At 59.1% G+C, this 14,534-nt stretch carries 14 protein-coding genes; 2 read left to right on the top strand and 12 right to left on the bottom strand.

Annotated elements, in window-relative coordinates; all coding sequences use genetic code 11:
• Nucleotides 1-20: 20 nt before the first annotated feature.
• A complete protein-coding gene (gene ggt / locus N6P30_RS14805) occupies nucleotides 21-1,766 on the bottom strand; it encodes a gamma-glutamyltransferase (RefSeq protein ID WP_023293529.1) in 1,746 nt (581 codons plus the stop codon).
• A 123-nt stretch (nucleotides 1,767-1,889) separates the two neighbouring features.
• On the opposite strand from ggt, the gene N6P30_RS14800 reads away from it, so the two are divergent.
• Entirely contained in the window at nucleotides 1,890-2,267 is a 378-nt protein-coding gene (locus N6P30_RS14800) for a DUF2756 family protein (RefSeq protein ID WP_023293530.1), read from the top strand.
• On the opposite strand, the gene ugpQ is transcribed toward N6P30_RS14800, so the two are convergent.
• The 10 genes from ugpQ to livK all read right to left on the bottom strand — a co-directional run bounded on the left by ugpQ (nucleotide 2,251) and on the right by livK (nucleotide 12,352).
• Entirely contained in the window at nucleotides 2,251-2,997 is a 747-nt protein-coding gene (gene ugpQ, locus N6P30_RS14795) for a glycerophosphodiester phosphodiesterase (protein ID WP_023293531.1), read from the bottom strand. The genes N6P30_RS14800 and ugpQ overlap by 17 nt on opposite strands.
• Nucleotides 2,994-4,064, bottom strand: coding sequence for a sn-glycerol-3-phosphate import ATP-binding protein UgpC (locus N6P30_RS14790; protein ID WP_008503354.1), 1,071 nt, complete (start codon nucleotides 4,062-4,064; stop codon nucleotides 2,994-2,996). The genes ugpQ and N6P30_RS14790 overlap by 4 nt, the downstream gene beginning before the upstream one ends.
• A gap of 1 nt (nucleotide 4,065) precedes the next feature.
• Complete coding sequence (gene ugpE, locus N6P30_RS14785; protein ID WP_023293532.1) at nucleotides 4,066-4,911, bottom strand: sn-glycerol-3-phosphate ABC transporter permease UgpE; 846 nt, start codon at nucleotides 4,909-4,911, stop codon at nucleotides 4,066-4,068.
• Complete coding sequence (gene ugpA, locus N6P30_RS14780; protein WP_008503352.1) at nucleotides 4,908-5,795, bottom strand: sn-glycerol-3-phosphate ABC transporter permease UgpA; 888 nt, start codon at nucleotides 5,793-5,795, stop codon at nucleotides 4,908-4,910. The genes ugpE and ugpA overlap by 4 nt, the downstream gene beginning before the upstream one ends.
• A 157-nt stretch (nucleotides 5,796-5,952) precedes the next feature.
• Entirely contained in the window at nucleotides 5,953-7,269 is a 1,317-nt protein-coding gene (ugpB, locus tag N6P30_RS14775) for a sn-glycerol-3-phosphate ABC transporter substrate-binding protein UgpB (protein ID WP_023293533.1), read from the bottom strand.
• Nucleotides 7,270-7,516: 247 nt separating this feature from the next.
• Entirely contained in the window at nucleotides 7,517-8,230 is a 714-nt protein-coding gene (gene livF / locus N6P30_RS14770) for a high-affinity branched-chain amino acid ABC transporter ATP-binding protein LivF (RefSeq protein WP_008500102.1), read from the bottom strand.
• 1 nt (nucleotide 8,231) lies between these two features.
• Entirely contained in the window at nucleotides 8,232-8,999 is a 768-nt protein-coding gene (gene livG, locus N6P30_RS14765; protein WP_008500101.1) for a high-affinity branched-chain amino acid ABC transporter ATP-binding protein LivG, read from the bottom strand.
• Entirely contained in the window at nucleotides 8,996-10,273 is a 1,278-nt protein-coding gene (gene livM / locus N6P30_RS14760) for a branched chain amino acid ABC transporter permease LivM (protein WP_008500100.1), read from the bottom strand. Before livM ends, livG begins: the two co-directional genes overlap by 4 nt.
• Nucleotides 10,270-11,196, bottom strand: a complete 927-nt coding sequence (livH, locus tag N6P30_RS14755; protein ID WP_008500099.1) for a high-affinity branched-chain amino acid ABC transporter permease LivH — start codon at nucleotides 11,194-11,196, stop codon at nucleotides 10,270-10,272. Before livH ends, livM begins: the two co-directional genes overlap by 4 nt.
• A gap of 46 nt (nucleotides 11,197-11,242) precedes the next feature.
• A complete protein-coding gene (gene livK / locus N6P30_RS14750) occupies nucleotides 11,243-12,352 on the bottom strand; it encodes a high-affinity branched-chain amino acid ABC transporter substrate-binding protein LivK (RefSeq protein WP_008500098.1) in 1,110 nt (369 codons plus the stop codon).
• Between the two features lie 423 nt (nucleotides 12,353-12,775).
• On the opposite strand from livK, the gene panM reads away from it, so the two are divergent.
• Nucleotides 12,776-13,159, top strand: a complete 384-nt coding sequence (gene panM, locus N6P30_RS14745) for an aspartate 1-decarboxylase autocleavage activator PanM (protein ID WP_008500097.1) — start codon at nucleotides 12,776-12,778, stop codon at nucleotides 13,157-13,159.
• Nucleotides 13,160-13,336: 177 nt separating this feature from the next.
• Here panM and livJ read toward each other — a convergent pair whose 3' ends face one another.
• Nucleotides 13,337-14,437 carry a branched chain amino acid ABC transporter substrate-binding protein LivJ gene (livJ, locus tag N6P30_RS14740; RefSeq protein ID WP_021242735.1) on the bottom strand — a complete coding sequence of 367 codons (1,101 nt, stop codon included), beginning with the start codon at nucleotides 14,435-14,437 and terminating at the stop codon, nucleotides 13,337-13,339.
• Nucleotides 14,438-14,534: the final 97 nt, after the last annotated feature.

Genomic DNA, 14,534 nt, shown 5'->3' with positions numbered 1-14,534 from the left:
CAGCGCCACCGGGCAATACATCAATACCCCGCCGTCAAATCATCCACCGAACGCGGGTCTGATGCGCCAAACAGCGCTCCGTCCGGCCCCACCATAATGCTCTGGGTGCTGCCCATCGCCTCCTTCACCGCCACCTTCTGCCCACGCTGCTCAAGCAGTTTAATGGTGTCCGGGCTAAAGCCCTTCTCGACGCGCAGCTCGTCCGGCAGCCACTGGTGGTGGAAACGCGGGGCGTTAGTCGCTTCGGCGACGTTCATCCCAAAGTCGATGCTGTTCACCACCATCTGCAATACGGTGGTGATAATCCGGCTGCCGCCCGGGCTACCGGTTACCAGCCAGGTTTTGCCCTCTTTCACCACGATGGTGGGCGACATGGACGACAGCGGACGTTTCTTCGGCCCTACCGCGTTCGCATCGCCGCCGACCAGCCCGTAGACGTTCGGCACGCCCGGCTTGGCAGAGAAGTCATCCATCTCGTTGTTCAGCAGAATGCCGCTATTGCCCGCCACAATCCCGGTGCCGAAGGTGGTGTTGAGCGTATAGGTCACCGCCACCGCGTTACCGTCTTTATCCACCACCGAGAAGTGGGTGGTCTGGTTGCTTTCATACGGTGCCAGCTTGCCGGGACGGATCTCGCTCGACGGCCTGGCCTTGTTGATGTCGATCTGATCGGCAATGGATTTGGCGTACGCCTTGTTGGTCAGCGCCTGCCACGGCACCTTCACGAAGTCCGGGTCGCCGAGATATTCCGAGCGGTCGGCATAGGCGCGTTTTTCCGCCTCCGCCATTATCTGCATGGCATCCGCGCTGCCGAAGCCGAACTTGTGCATATCGAAGTTTTCAAGAATGTTGAGGATCTGCACGATGTGAATGCCCCCGGAAGACGGCGGCGGCATGGAGAAGACCTCGTACCCGCGGTAGGTGCCGCTAATCGGCTCGCGCTCCACCGCCCTGTAGTCCGCCAGATCCGCTTTGGTGATGAGCCCGCCGTTCTTCTGCATCTCTTGTGCAATCTGGTCGGCAATCGCCCCTTTGTAGAAAGCGTCCGGACCGTGCTCCGCAATCAGCTCCAGGCTTTTGGCGAGGTTCTTCTGCACCAGCTTATCGCCCTTCTTCAGCGGTTCACCGTCTTTCCAGAAGATCGCCTTACTGTTTTCGTGATTCGGGATGACTTCGCTGCCGTAGGTTTTGAGGTCGTCCGCCAGGGCGTCATTCACCACAAAGCCCTCCCGCGCCAGCTTGATAGCAGGCTGCACCACCTTGTTCAGCGGCATCGTGCCGTATTTTTCCAGCGCCAGCGAGAAGCCCGCAACGGTGCCCGGCGTGCCGGAGGCCAGGTGCGAGGTCAGGGATTTTTTACTGTCCGGGTTACCCTGGTCGTCGAGGAACATATCGCGGGACGCCTGAGAAGGCGCCATTTCGCGGAAGTCGATGGCGGTGGTTTTCCCGTCTTTGGTGCGCAGCATCATAAAGCCGCCGCCGCCCAGGTTCCCCGCCTGCGGGTGCGTCACCGCCAGCGCATAGCCGACGGCGACCGCCGCATCCACCGCGTTACCGCCCTGCCTGAGAATATCTACGCCCACGCGGGTCGCCAGCGCATCCACCGACGCCACCATGCCGTGGGTTGCCCGCACGGGATGAAAGACATCTTCCTCCACGCCGTAAGAGACCGGAGGCGCCGCGGGCGGGTTGGCCGCCACGCTAAATGTACCGCCTGCCATCAGCGCGGCGAGGGCGACCCAGCGCAAAAACGTTGGTTTCATCATTATTGTTCTCCAGGTGAAGGGATCCATATTCCCCGCTTAAGCCTGGTTCACAACTCCTAAAAAATCATCGTCATGGTGAAATCAGGGTAAACTTAAGAGAGACCTCAAAAGGAGGAAATGACAATGAAACGCTTATTGATTCTTACGGCGCTGATCCCGTTTGCCGCGCTCGCACAGCCACTCAATACGATGAATAACCCGAACCAGCCGGGTTACGTTATCCCGAGCCAGCAGCGTATGCAGACCGAGATGATGAGCCAGCAACAGCAGCAAAAAGGGATGCTGAATCAGCAGCTGAGAACGCAGACCCAGATGCAGCAGCAAAGCCTGCAAAATCAGATGAACGCCAACACCCAGCGCGTGCAGCAGGGGCAGGCGCGCGAGCAGCCGCTGCCGAATAGAAACGGCGGAATGTTAGGTGGAATGACTTCGTCAGGCAGCGGACAGCAGCATATGCTGCCGCCGCAGTCGAATGGCAGTATGCTTAATCCGCAGAACTAAAGTCCGGGCCAATCAGGTCAATCGCATCGGTACAGATGCTGTCCACGCCCCAGCGCAGCAGTTCGGCCGCACGCTGGGGTTTGTTGACGGTGTAAACCAGAATATGCAGTCCCGCGTCTTTCAGCACCTTCACCCGCGCCTCATCCAGCAGCTGGTGATTAAGATGAATAGAGACACACGCTAAGCGCGTCGTCAGCTCGCGCCAGTCCTCGCGCCACTCGTCCAGCAATAGCCCGCGCGGCAATTCCGGCACGGCCGCCTGCGCCGCCTCCAGGGCGTCAATTTCAAACGAGGAGAGCAGCGGCGCGGTCATCCCTTCCCACAGCTCGCGCGCGGCCAGGGCAATGACTTTGCCCGTCAGCGGCCCGGTGCCGGTGGTCGGTTTGATTTCGATATTGGCCATCATGCCGTGCTGGCGACAGCGATCGGCCACTTCCGCCAGCAGCGGCAGCGGTTCGCCTTTGAATTCGCCGCTGTACCAGCTTCCGGCGTCGACTTTCAGCAGATCGCGCCACGGCAGCTCGCCCGCCACGCCCCAGCCGTTGCTGGTGCGTTCGAGGTTATCGTCATGCAGCAGGAAAATCTCGCCGTCTTTCGACAGCTTGGCGTCGAACTCGATCATGGTGTGGCCGTAACGCGCGCCAACATCAATCGCCGCCAGGGTGTTCTCCGGCGCCAGTTTACCGCCGCCGCGGTGGGCGACGACGTGGGGATAAGGCCAGTTGCTCATACTCGTTGTCCTGTTTCACCGTCAAAAAGGTGCAGATGATTTTCCGGCAGGTGCAGCCACAGCGTGCTGCCTGCTTTAGGGCGCTCCTGATGCGCCAGACGCACCACCATCTTTTGCTCGCCCCAGCGCCCGTGCGCCAGGTTATCTGCACCTAACATCTCCAGCGTGTCCATCACCAGCGGCACGCCGCCTTCCGCCTGAGAGGTTAAACCGATATGTTCCGGGCGGATACCGAGCGTCATCTTACGCCCGGCGTAGCCACGATAGTACCAGTTGATCGGCAATGCCATCCCGCTTTCCAGCTCAAAGTGCGTGCCCGTGCTGCTGATGCGCCCTTCGAGCAGGTTCATCGCCGGGCTGCCGATAAAGCTCGCCACAAAGCGGGTGGCCGGTTTCTCGTAGACTTCCACGGGGGTACCAATCTGCTCGGCAACGCCTTTGTTCATCACCATCACGCGCTGGGCGAGGGTCATGGCCTCAACCTGATCGTGGGTAACGTACAGTGACGTGGTTTTCAGGCGACGGTGCAGCTGCTGCAGCTCAAGACGCATCTGCACGCGCAGCTTGGCGTCGAGGTTAGAGAGCGGCTCGTCGAACAGGAATACCGCCGGATCGCGCACGATGGCGCGCCCCATCGCCACGCGCTGGCGTTGGCCGCCGGAGAGTTCGCGCGGGCGGCGCTTGAGCAGGCCGTCCAGCTCCAGAATGCGCGCCGCTTCTTTCACGCGCTCCTCGATATGGCCTTTGCCCATGCCGCGGATTTTCAGCCCCCAGGCCATGTTCTCCTCCACGCTCATGTGCGGGTAGAGGGCGTAGTTCTGGAACACCATCGCGATGCCCCTGTCTTTCGGCTCCATCTCGGTGACGCGCTGGCGGTCAATCCAGATATCCCCAGAGGTCACGCGCTCCAGCCCCGCCACCATGCGCAGCAGGGTGGATTTGCCACAGCCGGACGGGCCGACCATCACGATAAACTCCCCGTCCGCCACGTCGAGCGTCAGCGGTTGAATCACCTGGGTTTTGCCGTCCCAGCTTTTGGTTACTGCCTGAAGTTTTAAACCTGCCATCTTATTTCTCGCTATCGACCAGGCCGCGGACAAACGCGCGCTGCATGGCTAAAACAATGACTACGGGTGGGATGAGGGTGAGCAGCATCGCCGCCATCACCTGGTTCCAGAGGGTGGTGCCTTCGCCGGTGGCAATCATGCCTTTGATGCCCGCCACGGCGGTGCCGAGATTGACGTCCTGAATAATCAGCAGCGGCCACAGGTACTGGTTCCAGCCGTAGATAAAGGTGATCACAAACAGCGCCGCAAGGTTGGTTTTCGACAGCGGCAGCACGATGTCGCGGAAGAAGCGCATCGGCGACGCGCCGTCGATGCGCGCGGCTTCAATCAGCTCGTCCGGCAGGGTCATAAAGAACTGGCGGAACAGGAAGGTGGCGGTCGCCGAGGCCATCAGCGGCAGGGTTAGGCCCGCGTAGCTGTCGAGCATCTTCAGGTTGGCGATCACTTCCACCGTCGGGAAGATACGCACCTCCACCGGCAGCATCAGGGTAATGAAGATCATCCAGAAGAAGAGGTTGCGCAGCGGAAAGCGGAACCAGACGATGGCGAAGGCCGAGAGCATCGACACCGTAATTTTGCCGACGGTGATGCCAAACGCCATGATGAAGCTGTTGAGCATCATCAGCCAGAACGGCGCGCTGTTGGCGCCCACGCCCTGGGTCCAGATGGTCTTCATGTTCTCGAACAGATGCGTGCCTGGGATCAGCGTCATCGGCGTTTCGAACACCGCTTTGGTGTCCAGCGTGGCGGCGACAAAGGCCACGTACAGCGGGAACAGGATAACGAGAATGCCCAGGATCAGCAGGGTATGGCTGAAAATCGTCAGCCCGCGACGGTTCTCAATCATTGGTAGCGCACCTTACTTTCAACATAGCGGAACTGCACCACCGTGAGGATGATGACGAGGAACATCAGCACCACCGACTGCGCGGCGGAGGCCGAGAGATCCAGTCCGGCGAAGCCTTCGCGGTAGATCTTGTAGATAAGCGTGGTGGTCGCCTGCACCGGACCGCCTGCGGTGGCCGCATCGATCACCGGGAAGGTGTCGAAGAAGGCGTACACGAGGTTAACCACCAGCAGGAAGAAGCTCACCGGGGCGATCAGCGGCAGCGACAGCCTGAAGAAGCGACGAATCGGCCCTGCCCCGTCAATGGCGGCGGCCTCCACCAGCGAACGCGGGATGGACTGCAGCGCGGCAAAGAAGAACAGGAAGTTGTAGCTGATCTGCTTCCACACCGAGGCGAATACCACCAGGAACATGGCCTGACCGCTGTTCTGGGCGTGGTTCCAGTCGTAGCCGAACTCTGCCAGGAAATGGGTAATCAGCCCGCGACCGGGGTTAAACAGGAAAATCCATAGCACGGCGGCGACGGCGGGCGCCACGGCGTACGGCAGCAGCATCAGGGTCTGATACAGGCGGCTGCCGCGCACCACGTAATCCACCAGCGCGGCGAAAAACAGCGAAGCAACCAGACCGCTGACGGTCACCAGCGCGCTGAACCTGATCGTCGTCCAGAAGGCGTCCAGGTAGTAGCTGTCATGGAACAGCGCGGTAAAGTTGTCCAGCCCGACAAACTGGCTGGAGAGCCCAAACGGATCGACGCTTTGTACCGAGTACCACAGCGCTTCGCCCGCAGGCCAGATAAAGAAGATAACGGTGATGACCAGCTGAGGCGCGACCAGCAGGTACGGCAGCCAGCGGGAACGGAACACCGGACGGGATGATGACATTGAGATTGGGTTCCTGAGCAATGCCGGGTGGCGGCTACGCCTTACCCGGCCTACAAATATTTCTCCCTCTCCCCGTGGGAGAGGGTTGGGGTGAGGGCATCAGCCCGCACGATCCCCGTAGGCCCGGTAAGCGCAGCGCCACCGGGCGAATCACGGATTACGATTTCGTCGACTGCTCAAAGCGGCGCAGCAGCTGATTCCCGCGCTCTACCGCGGAATCCAGCGCCTGCTGTGGCGTTTTCTTCCCGGTCCAGACGCTTTCCAGCTCTTCATCCACGATGGTGCGGATCTGCGGCATGTTGCCCAGACGCAGGCCTTTGGTGAACGGCAACGGCGGCTTGTTCAGCATCTGACGCGTCGCGATATCCGCGCCCGGGTTCTTGCTGTAGAAGCCCTGCTCGCGGGTCAGGTCATACGCGGCTTTGGTGATCGGCAGGTAGCCGGTCTTCTGGTGCCATTCGGCGGCGTTTTCCGGCTTCGCCAGGAAGTCAAGGAACTCGGCCACGCCTTTGTAGGTGCCCTTGTCTTTACCCTGCATCACCCACAGGCTCGCTCCGCCGATGATGGCGTTCTGCGGCGCGCCCTTCACGTCAGCGTCGTACGGCATCATGCCCACGCCGTAGTTGAATTTGGCGTAGTGACGGATATCCGCCAGCGAGCCGGACGAGGCGGTGGTAATGGCGCAATCGCCGTTGTAGAACTTCTCGGTGGATTCGTCTTTACGCCCGAAGTAGCTGAAGTCACCCTTCTTGTTGAGTTCTTCCAGCAGCGCGATGTGCTTCACCTGCTCCGGCTTGTTGAACTCCAGTACCGCGTCGGTGCCGTCGAAGCCGTTGTTTTTGGTCGCCACCGGCAGGCCGTGCCAGGCGCTGAAGTTTTCGATCTGGATCCAGCCCTGCCAGCCGCTGGCGTAGCCGCACTTCATTCCCGCCGCTTTCAGCTTCGCAGTGTATTCGGCCAGGTCCTGCCAGGTTTTTGGCGGCTGCTCCGGGTCTAAACCGGCTTTCTTGAAGGCGTCTTTGTTGTAGTACAGCACCGGCGTGGAGCTGTTAAACGGCTGAGACAGCAGATGTCCGGTTTTGGAATCGGTGTAGTAACCCGCTACGGTTGGCACGAACTGGGATTCATCGAAGTTAATACCCGCTTCTTTGAACACTTCATACACCGGCTTGATGGCTTTGGAGGCCATCATGGTGGCGGTGCCCACTTCATAAACCTGTAACAGCGCAGGCGCGTTGCCGGTACGGAAGGCGGCAATGCCCGCGCTCAGGCTCTGCTCGTAGTTACCTTTGTACACCGGCACAATTTTGTAATCCGGATGGGTGTCGTTGAAACGCTGCGCCAGGGAGTCAACTTCTTTACCCAACTCCCCTTCCATGGAATGCCAGAACGGAATGGTCGTCACAGCCAGTGCGTTCGTCGCAAAAGCCAGACCCAGTGCCAGACCCAAAGCTGTGTGTCGTAACGATGTCATTGTCATCTCTCTTATTGTGCCGGATGCGCGATATCACGCGTTTTATGCTCGCGAGGTAACATGACATGCTCGAATGACAGAAAAATAACTGTTTGTTTACAGATAAGTGACAGCAAAGGGTCAGGGGGATGATGGTTGTGTGAAGGGGTGTAGTGGTTAAAAAAGCCGAGTGGCGGCTACGCCTTACCCGGCCTGGTCGATCCCTGTAGGCCCGGTAAGCGCAGCGCCACCGGGCGATACAGACGGCTCAGCCGCCCAGGTAAGCGCTCCGCACCGCTTCGTTCGCCAGCAGTGCGTCTCCGGTATCCTCAAGCACCACGCGGCCGTTCTCCAGCACGTAACCACGGTCAGCCAGCTTTAGCGCCTGATTGGCGTTCTGCTCAACGAGGAAGATGGTCATTCCCTCTTTACGCAGCTGCTCAATGGTGTCGAAGATCTGCTGGATGATGATCGGCGCCAGGCCGAGCGACGGCTCGTCCAGCAGCAGCAGGCGCGGCTGGCTCATCAGCGCGCGGCCGATCGCCAGCATCTGCTGTTCACCGCCGGACATGGTGCCTGCACGCTGGATGCGGCGCTCCCACAGGCGCGGGAAGAGTTCGTACACCCACTTGATGCGGGTCTGGTATTCATCGCGGTGGGCGAAGAAGCCGCCCATCGCCAGGTTCTCTTCCACCGTCATACGCGAGAACACGCGACGCCCTTCCGGAACAATCGCCACCGCCTCGCGCATGATTCTGGCGGTCTGCCAGTCGGTAATGTCTTTGCCGTCAAACACAATCCGCCCGCTGGTGGCGCGCGGGTCACCGCACAGGGTGCCGAGCAGCGTGGTCTTACCCGCGCCGTTGGCGCCAATCAGGGTGACGATTTCACCCTGGTTGATATGCAGGCTGACGTCGTGCAGCGCCTGGATCTTGCCGTAGTGCGCATTGACCTTGTCGAACGTTAACATCGCTTTTTCCATCTTATGCCTCACCCAGGTATGCGCGGATCACGTCCGGGTTGTTGCGGATCTCTTCCGGCGTGCCGTTTGCCAGCGGCGTACCCTGGTTAACCACGTAGATACGGTCGGAAATGCCCATCACCAGCTTCATGTCGTGCTCAATCAGCAGAATGGTGGTGTCGTGGTGATCGCGCAGTTCGGCAATCAGCTCGTCCAGCTCTTTGGTCTCTTTCGGGTTGAGGCCCGCCGCCGGTTCGTCGAGCATCAGGATTTCCGGCTGCGTCACCATGCAGCGCACAATCTCCAGGCGACGCTGATCGCCGTAGGCCAGGTTGCTCGCCTGACGGTTGGCGTGCTGCAGCAGGCCAATGCGGTCGAGCCAGGTGGCGGCGCGATCGAGCGCTTCATCCTGGGCGCGGCGGAAGGCCGGGGTTTTCAGCAGGCCGGAGAACAGCCCGGTTTTCAGCTGCTGATGCTGCGCCACCAGCAGGTTCTCAATCACCGTCATCTCGCGGAACAGACGCACGTGCTGGAAGGTACGCACTACGCCCATGCGGGCAATCTGCTGGCCCGGCAGCCCTTCAAGATGCTGATCGCGCAGCATGATGGTGCCGCCCGTCGGCTTGTAGAAGCCGGTCAGGCAGTTAAAGACCGTGGTTTTCCCCGCACCGTTCGGGCCAATCAGGGAGACAATCTCTTTCTTGTGCAGATCCAGATTCACGTTGTTGACCGCCAGCAGGCCGCCAAAACGCATCATCAGACCGTTAACGGATAATAATGGCTGACTCATGCCTGCTCTCCTTTCGCTTGCCCGTTCTTCAGCTTCAGCTGTGGACGGGTCATCGGCAGCAAGCCCTGCGGACGCCAGATCATCATCAGCACCATCAAACCACCCAGCATTAACATGCTGTATTCGTTAAAGTCGCGCATCAGCTCGCGCGAGACCACCAGCAGGATGGCCGCCAGGATAACGGCGAACTGCGAGCCCATCCCGCCCAGCACCACAATCGCCAGCACAAAGGCGGATTCGGCAAAGGTGAACGATTCCGGGCTGACGAAGCCCTGACGCGCGGCAAACAGCGTCCCGGCGAAACCGGCAAACGCGGCGCTGATGGTGAACGCGGTCAGCTTGATGCGGGTCGGGTTCAGGCCCAGGGAGCGGCAGGCGATCTCATCTTCGCGCAGCGCTTCCCACGCGCGGCCCAGCGGCATGCGCAGCAGGCGGTTAATCACGAACAGGGTGATGACCACCAGCAGCAGCGCCACCAGATAGAGCCAGATGACGCGGTCGGACGGGTCATACTTCACGCCAAAGAAGTTACTGAAGGTGTCCCAGCCGCCTTCGCGGGCGGTGCGGCTGAACTCCAGGCCGAAGAAGGTCGGTTTCGGGATCTGGCTTATGCCGTTCGGGCCGCCGGTCACTTCGGTGTTGTTCAGCAGCAGGATACGGACGATTTCACCGAAGCCTAAGGTCACAATCGCCAGGTAGTCACCGCGCAGGCGCAGCACCGGGAAACCGAGCAGGAAGCCTGCGGCGGCAGAGACCAGCCCTGCCAGCGGCAGGCAGGTCCAGAAGCCGAGCCCGTAATAGTGGTTCAGCAGCGCGAAGGTATAGGCACCGATGGCGTAGAAGCCGCCGTAGCCCAGCACCAGCAGGCCTGAGAGCCCCACCACCACGTTCAGACCGAGACCGAGGATCACGTAGATCATGGTCAGGGTAGCGATATCCACGGTTCCACGAGACACCACGAACGGCCAGGCCACGGCAGCCACCAGCAGCGCCACGAGGAACAGCTTCTGCTTAACGGTAGACCCGTCGATGGCCGGCAGGACGAATTTCGGCCCGGAGACGTTTTTCAGCGACTTCTGGAACAGCGGACGCAGCAGCTGGAACAGGAACACCACGGCGGTACCGATAAACACCCACTGCCAGCGGATGTCGGGGGCGGTATCCACCACCAGTTTGGTGCCATTCAGCTCAAGCTGGACGCCCATAAAGACGCCCGCCAGCACGAAGAACATGGCGGCAGAGAGCAGCGCCATTGCAAAATGCATCGGTTTCATACTTTCTCTACCTCCGGACGGCCCAGAATACCGGTAGGCATGACCAGCAGAACCAGAATCAGCAGGGCAAACGACACCACGTCTTTATATTCGGTGCTCAGATACGCCGAAGAGAGCGCTTCCGCCACGCCCAGGATCAGGCCGCCAATCATCGCGCCCGGAATACTGCCGATACCGCCCAGCACCGCCGCGGTAAAAGCTTTCATCCCGGCCATAAAGCCGATGTACGGGTTGATCACGCCGTAGAACTGGCCGAGCAGCACGCCCGCTACCGCCGCCATCGCGGCGCCAATCACGAAGGTCAGGGCAATCACGCGGTCGGTATTGATGCCGAGCAGGCTCGCCATCTTCAGGTCTTCTGCGCACGCGCGGCAGGCGCGTCCCATCCGCGAGTAGCGGATGAACAGCGTCAGGGCCAGCATCGCAATAAAGGTCACGACCCAGATAACCAGCTGCATGGTAGTGATAGAGGCCGCGAAGTTTTCACTGGCTCCCACAATCCACTGGCCGTTAAACAGGCTTGGCAGCGCCACGTCGCGCGAGCCTTCGGTCAGGCTGACGTAGTTTTGCAGGAAGATCGACATCCCGATGGCGGAAATCAGTGCAATCAGACGCTTGGAGCTGCGCACCGGCCGGTAGGCCACGCGCTCGATGCTCCAGCCGTAGGCGCTGGCAATCACAATCGCGCCGACAAACCCGGCGGCGACCAGCAGCCAGCTGCTGTCGATGCCCATCATCATCAGGGCGGCGATAATCATAAAGGAGACATAGCTACCGATCATGTAGACCTCGCCGTGGGCGAAGTTGATCATGCCGATAATGCCGTAAACCATCGTATAGCCGATGGCGATCAGCGCGTAGGTGCTTCCCAGCGTGACGCCGTTAAACATCTGCTGCAGGAAATAGAGAAACTGCTCGGACATATGCAAACCTTTTTATACCCGCCCGTCATGCCGGGCGGTGGGATAATTATTTGGCGGCCGAAGACGAACCGTCGGCGTGCCACTTAAAGACACCAAACTCAAATCCCTTCAGATCGCCTTTCTCATCCCAGTTCAGCGGCCCAATCACGGTGTTCGCCCCGTGTGCTTTTAAATCTTTCACCAGATCCAGCGGTTCTTTGCTGCCGGTACGATCCAGCGCGGTGGCCAGAGACTGTACGGCGGCATAGGTGATCCAGACGTACGGACCACTCGGATCTTTCTTCTGCGCCTTGAGCGCATCCACGATAGCCTTGTTGGCCGGATCCTGGTCATAGCGTTTTGGCATCGTCACCAGCATGCCTTCGGCAGAATCCCCGGCGATGTTGGACAGGGAGGCATTGCCCACTCCCTCTGGCCCCATAAACTGAGTTTTCAGACCGGTGGCGCGCGCCTGACGCAGCATCTGCCCCATCTCCGGGTAGTAGCCGCCGTAGTAAACAAAGTCGATATTCTCTTTTTGCAGACGGGCGATCAGCGCGGAGAAGTCTTTCTCACCGGCGGTAATGCCGTCGAAGAAGACGATGTTCGCGCCGCCTTTTTTCAGGCCGTCCTGAACGGAGCGCGCCAGGCCTTCGCCGTACTGCTGCTTGTCATGAATAATGGCGATACGCTGCGGCTTGACGGTTTCAAGGATGTATTTGGCGGCGGTAGGCCCCTGAGAGGAGTCCAGACCGGCGGTGCGCATGATGTGCTGGTAGCCGCGCTGGGTCAGCTCAGGGTTAGTGGCGCCAGGGGTGATCATCAGAATGCCTTCGTCTTCGTAGATGTCAGACGCGGGCTGGGTGGACGATGAGCACAGGTGGCCGATCACATACTGGATGCCATCGTTGACGATTTTGTTGGCGACCGCGACGGCCTGTTTCGGATCGCAGGCGTCGTCATACTCCACGCCCACCAGCTTGTCGCCCTTGATGCCGCCCTTAGCGTTGATGTCTTTGATGGCCTGGCGCGCACCGTTGAACTCCATGTCACCCCACTGGGCAACAGGGCCGGACATCGCCCCCACTACCGCAACTTTTATGTCTTCCGCCATGGCGGCATGCGAGATCGACAGTGCGACCATCCCCGCGATTAACGTCTTCGCGTTCCTTTTCATCTCTGAATCCCCATTCGTGATGTCGTGTTTATATTTTGTTTTATTATGGTTAAAAAGCATTCTGTACTTTTAATGAACAACGCTATTTTACCAGTGCCTTTAATGGTTTAGCGCAGGTTTTTGTCAAAAACCAGACTAAAATCTCTATTTTTCAGGCGATTAAGCAAAGATAATATTCTGAAATCAGGCAGAGATAAACAAATAAAAGTGCAGTTTGCAGCATAAAATAACGGTACAAAGCGCCGAATAAATCACTGCCATTCAGGTTAAAATCCTGCTTATTTTTCGATCCATGTGTTTTCAAACTGCCCAACGCGTTGCCAAAAAACTAATCACCTGGCAAACGGCGATAAAAAGAGGAAGCCGCTGAGCGAATAAATTGAGTACACTGCCTCTACTCAATTTGATTTGGACAAGCAGCTAATGAAACTGACTATCGTGCGTCTGGTGACCTTTAGCGACCAGGATCATATCGACCTGGGCAAGATCTGGCCGGAATATTCCCCTTCGTCGCTGGCCGTCGACGAAAATCACCGTATCTATGCCGCGCGCTTTAACGAGCGTCTTCTGGCCGCCGTTCGCGTAACGCTGAGCGGCACGGAAGGGGCGCTGGACTCGCTGCGCGTGCGTGACGTGACCCGCCGTCGCGGCGTGGGGCAGTATTTAATTGAAGAAGTGCTCCGCGAAAACCCGGGCGTGACCTCATGGTGGATGGCCGACGTGGGCGTGGAAGACCGCGGCGTGATGGCGGCGTTTATGCAGGCGTTAGGGTTTACGGCGCAGGAGAGCGGGTGGGAGAAGCGCTAAAAGAAAGCCGGGTGGCGGCTGCGCCTTGCCCGGCCTACAATTTCTACCGCATTTTCCCAAGCATTTCGTGTTGCAGGAAGGCGGCAAGTTATGAAATCCCCGGGAGCTTACATAAGTAAGTGACCGGGGTTGAATAACGCAGCCAACGCACCTGCGGCGCGAAAGGCGACGGGAAAATTATTTGGCGTCTGTCGCCGTGCCGTTCGCATGCCAGTCAAACACGCCGAACTCGAAGCCCTTGAGGTCGCCCTTCGTGTCCCAGGAGAGAGGCCCCATAACGGTTTCGACGGTGTTCGCTTTCAGCCAGGTGGCAATCTCAGCCGGATCGGCTGACTGGTTCAGGCCCGCCTGCAGCGACTGCAGCGCCGCGTAGGTGGTCCAGACGAACGCGCCGCTTGGATCCTGTTTCTTCGCCTTGATGGCATCTACGATAGGTTTGTTCGCAGGGACCTGGTCGTAGTTCTTCGGTTTGGTCACCAGCAGGCCTTCGGCGGATTCACCCGCGATGTTAGACAGAGAAACGTTCGCCACCCCTTCCGGGCCCATGAACTGGGTTTTCAGGCCGGCCGCGCGCGCCTGGCGCAGGATCTGGCCCATTTCAGGGTGGTAGCCGCCGTAGTAAACAAAGTCGATATTCTCTTTCTTCAGACGCGCAACCAGCGTGGAGAAGTCTTTCTCACCGGCGGTGATCCCGTCGAAGAACACCACGTCGGCATTGGCTTTCTTGAGGTTGTCCTGCACTGAACGCGCCAGACCTTCACCGTACTGCTGCTTGTCATGAACAATGGCAATGCGTTTCGGCTTCACTTTTTCAACGATGTATTTCGCCGCGGTTGGGCCCTGGTCAGAGTCCAGACCGGTGGTGCGCAGGGTCAGCTTGTAACCGCGTGCGGTCAGCTCTGGTGCGGTCGCCGCCGGGGTGATCATCAGGATACCTTCGTCTTCGTAGATGTCAGACGCGGGCTGAGTAGAAGAAGAGCACAGGTGACCGATAACGTATTTGATCCCGTCGTTCACCACTTTGTTCGCGACCGCGACCGCCTGTTTCGGGTCACAGGCATCATCATATTTTACGATCTGCAGTTTTTCGCCCTTGATACCGCCCTTAGCGTTAATGTCTGCAACCGCCTGTTCTGCGCCAGTAAACTCCTGGTCGCCGTACTGCGCTACCGGACCGGACATGGCGCCAACCACAGCCACTTTGATGTCTGCCTGCGCCATGGTGCTGAATGCCAACGCGATACATCCTGCCAGTAACGCTTTACCCTTCATGTTCATCCTGAGATTCCCCATTATTATGGTTATTACGATTGTTGTGATGTTGTTGTGCAGCGCTTTATTTCAGTTATAGGTGTGCTGTTCGCGCTTTTTCAGC

The organism is Enterobacter sp. PL1 (assembly GCF_945957325.1).
Classification (GTDB): Bacteria; Pseudomonadota; Gammaproteobacteria; order Enterobacterales; family Enterobacteriaceae; genus Enterobacter; species Enterobacter roggenkampii.
The sequence above is the reverse complement of the archived record's forward strand: the minus strand, read 5'-3'. Positions and strand labels throughout refer to the sequence as shown.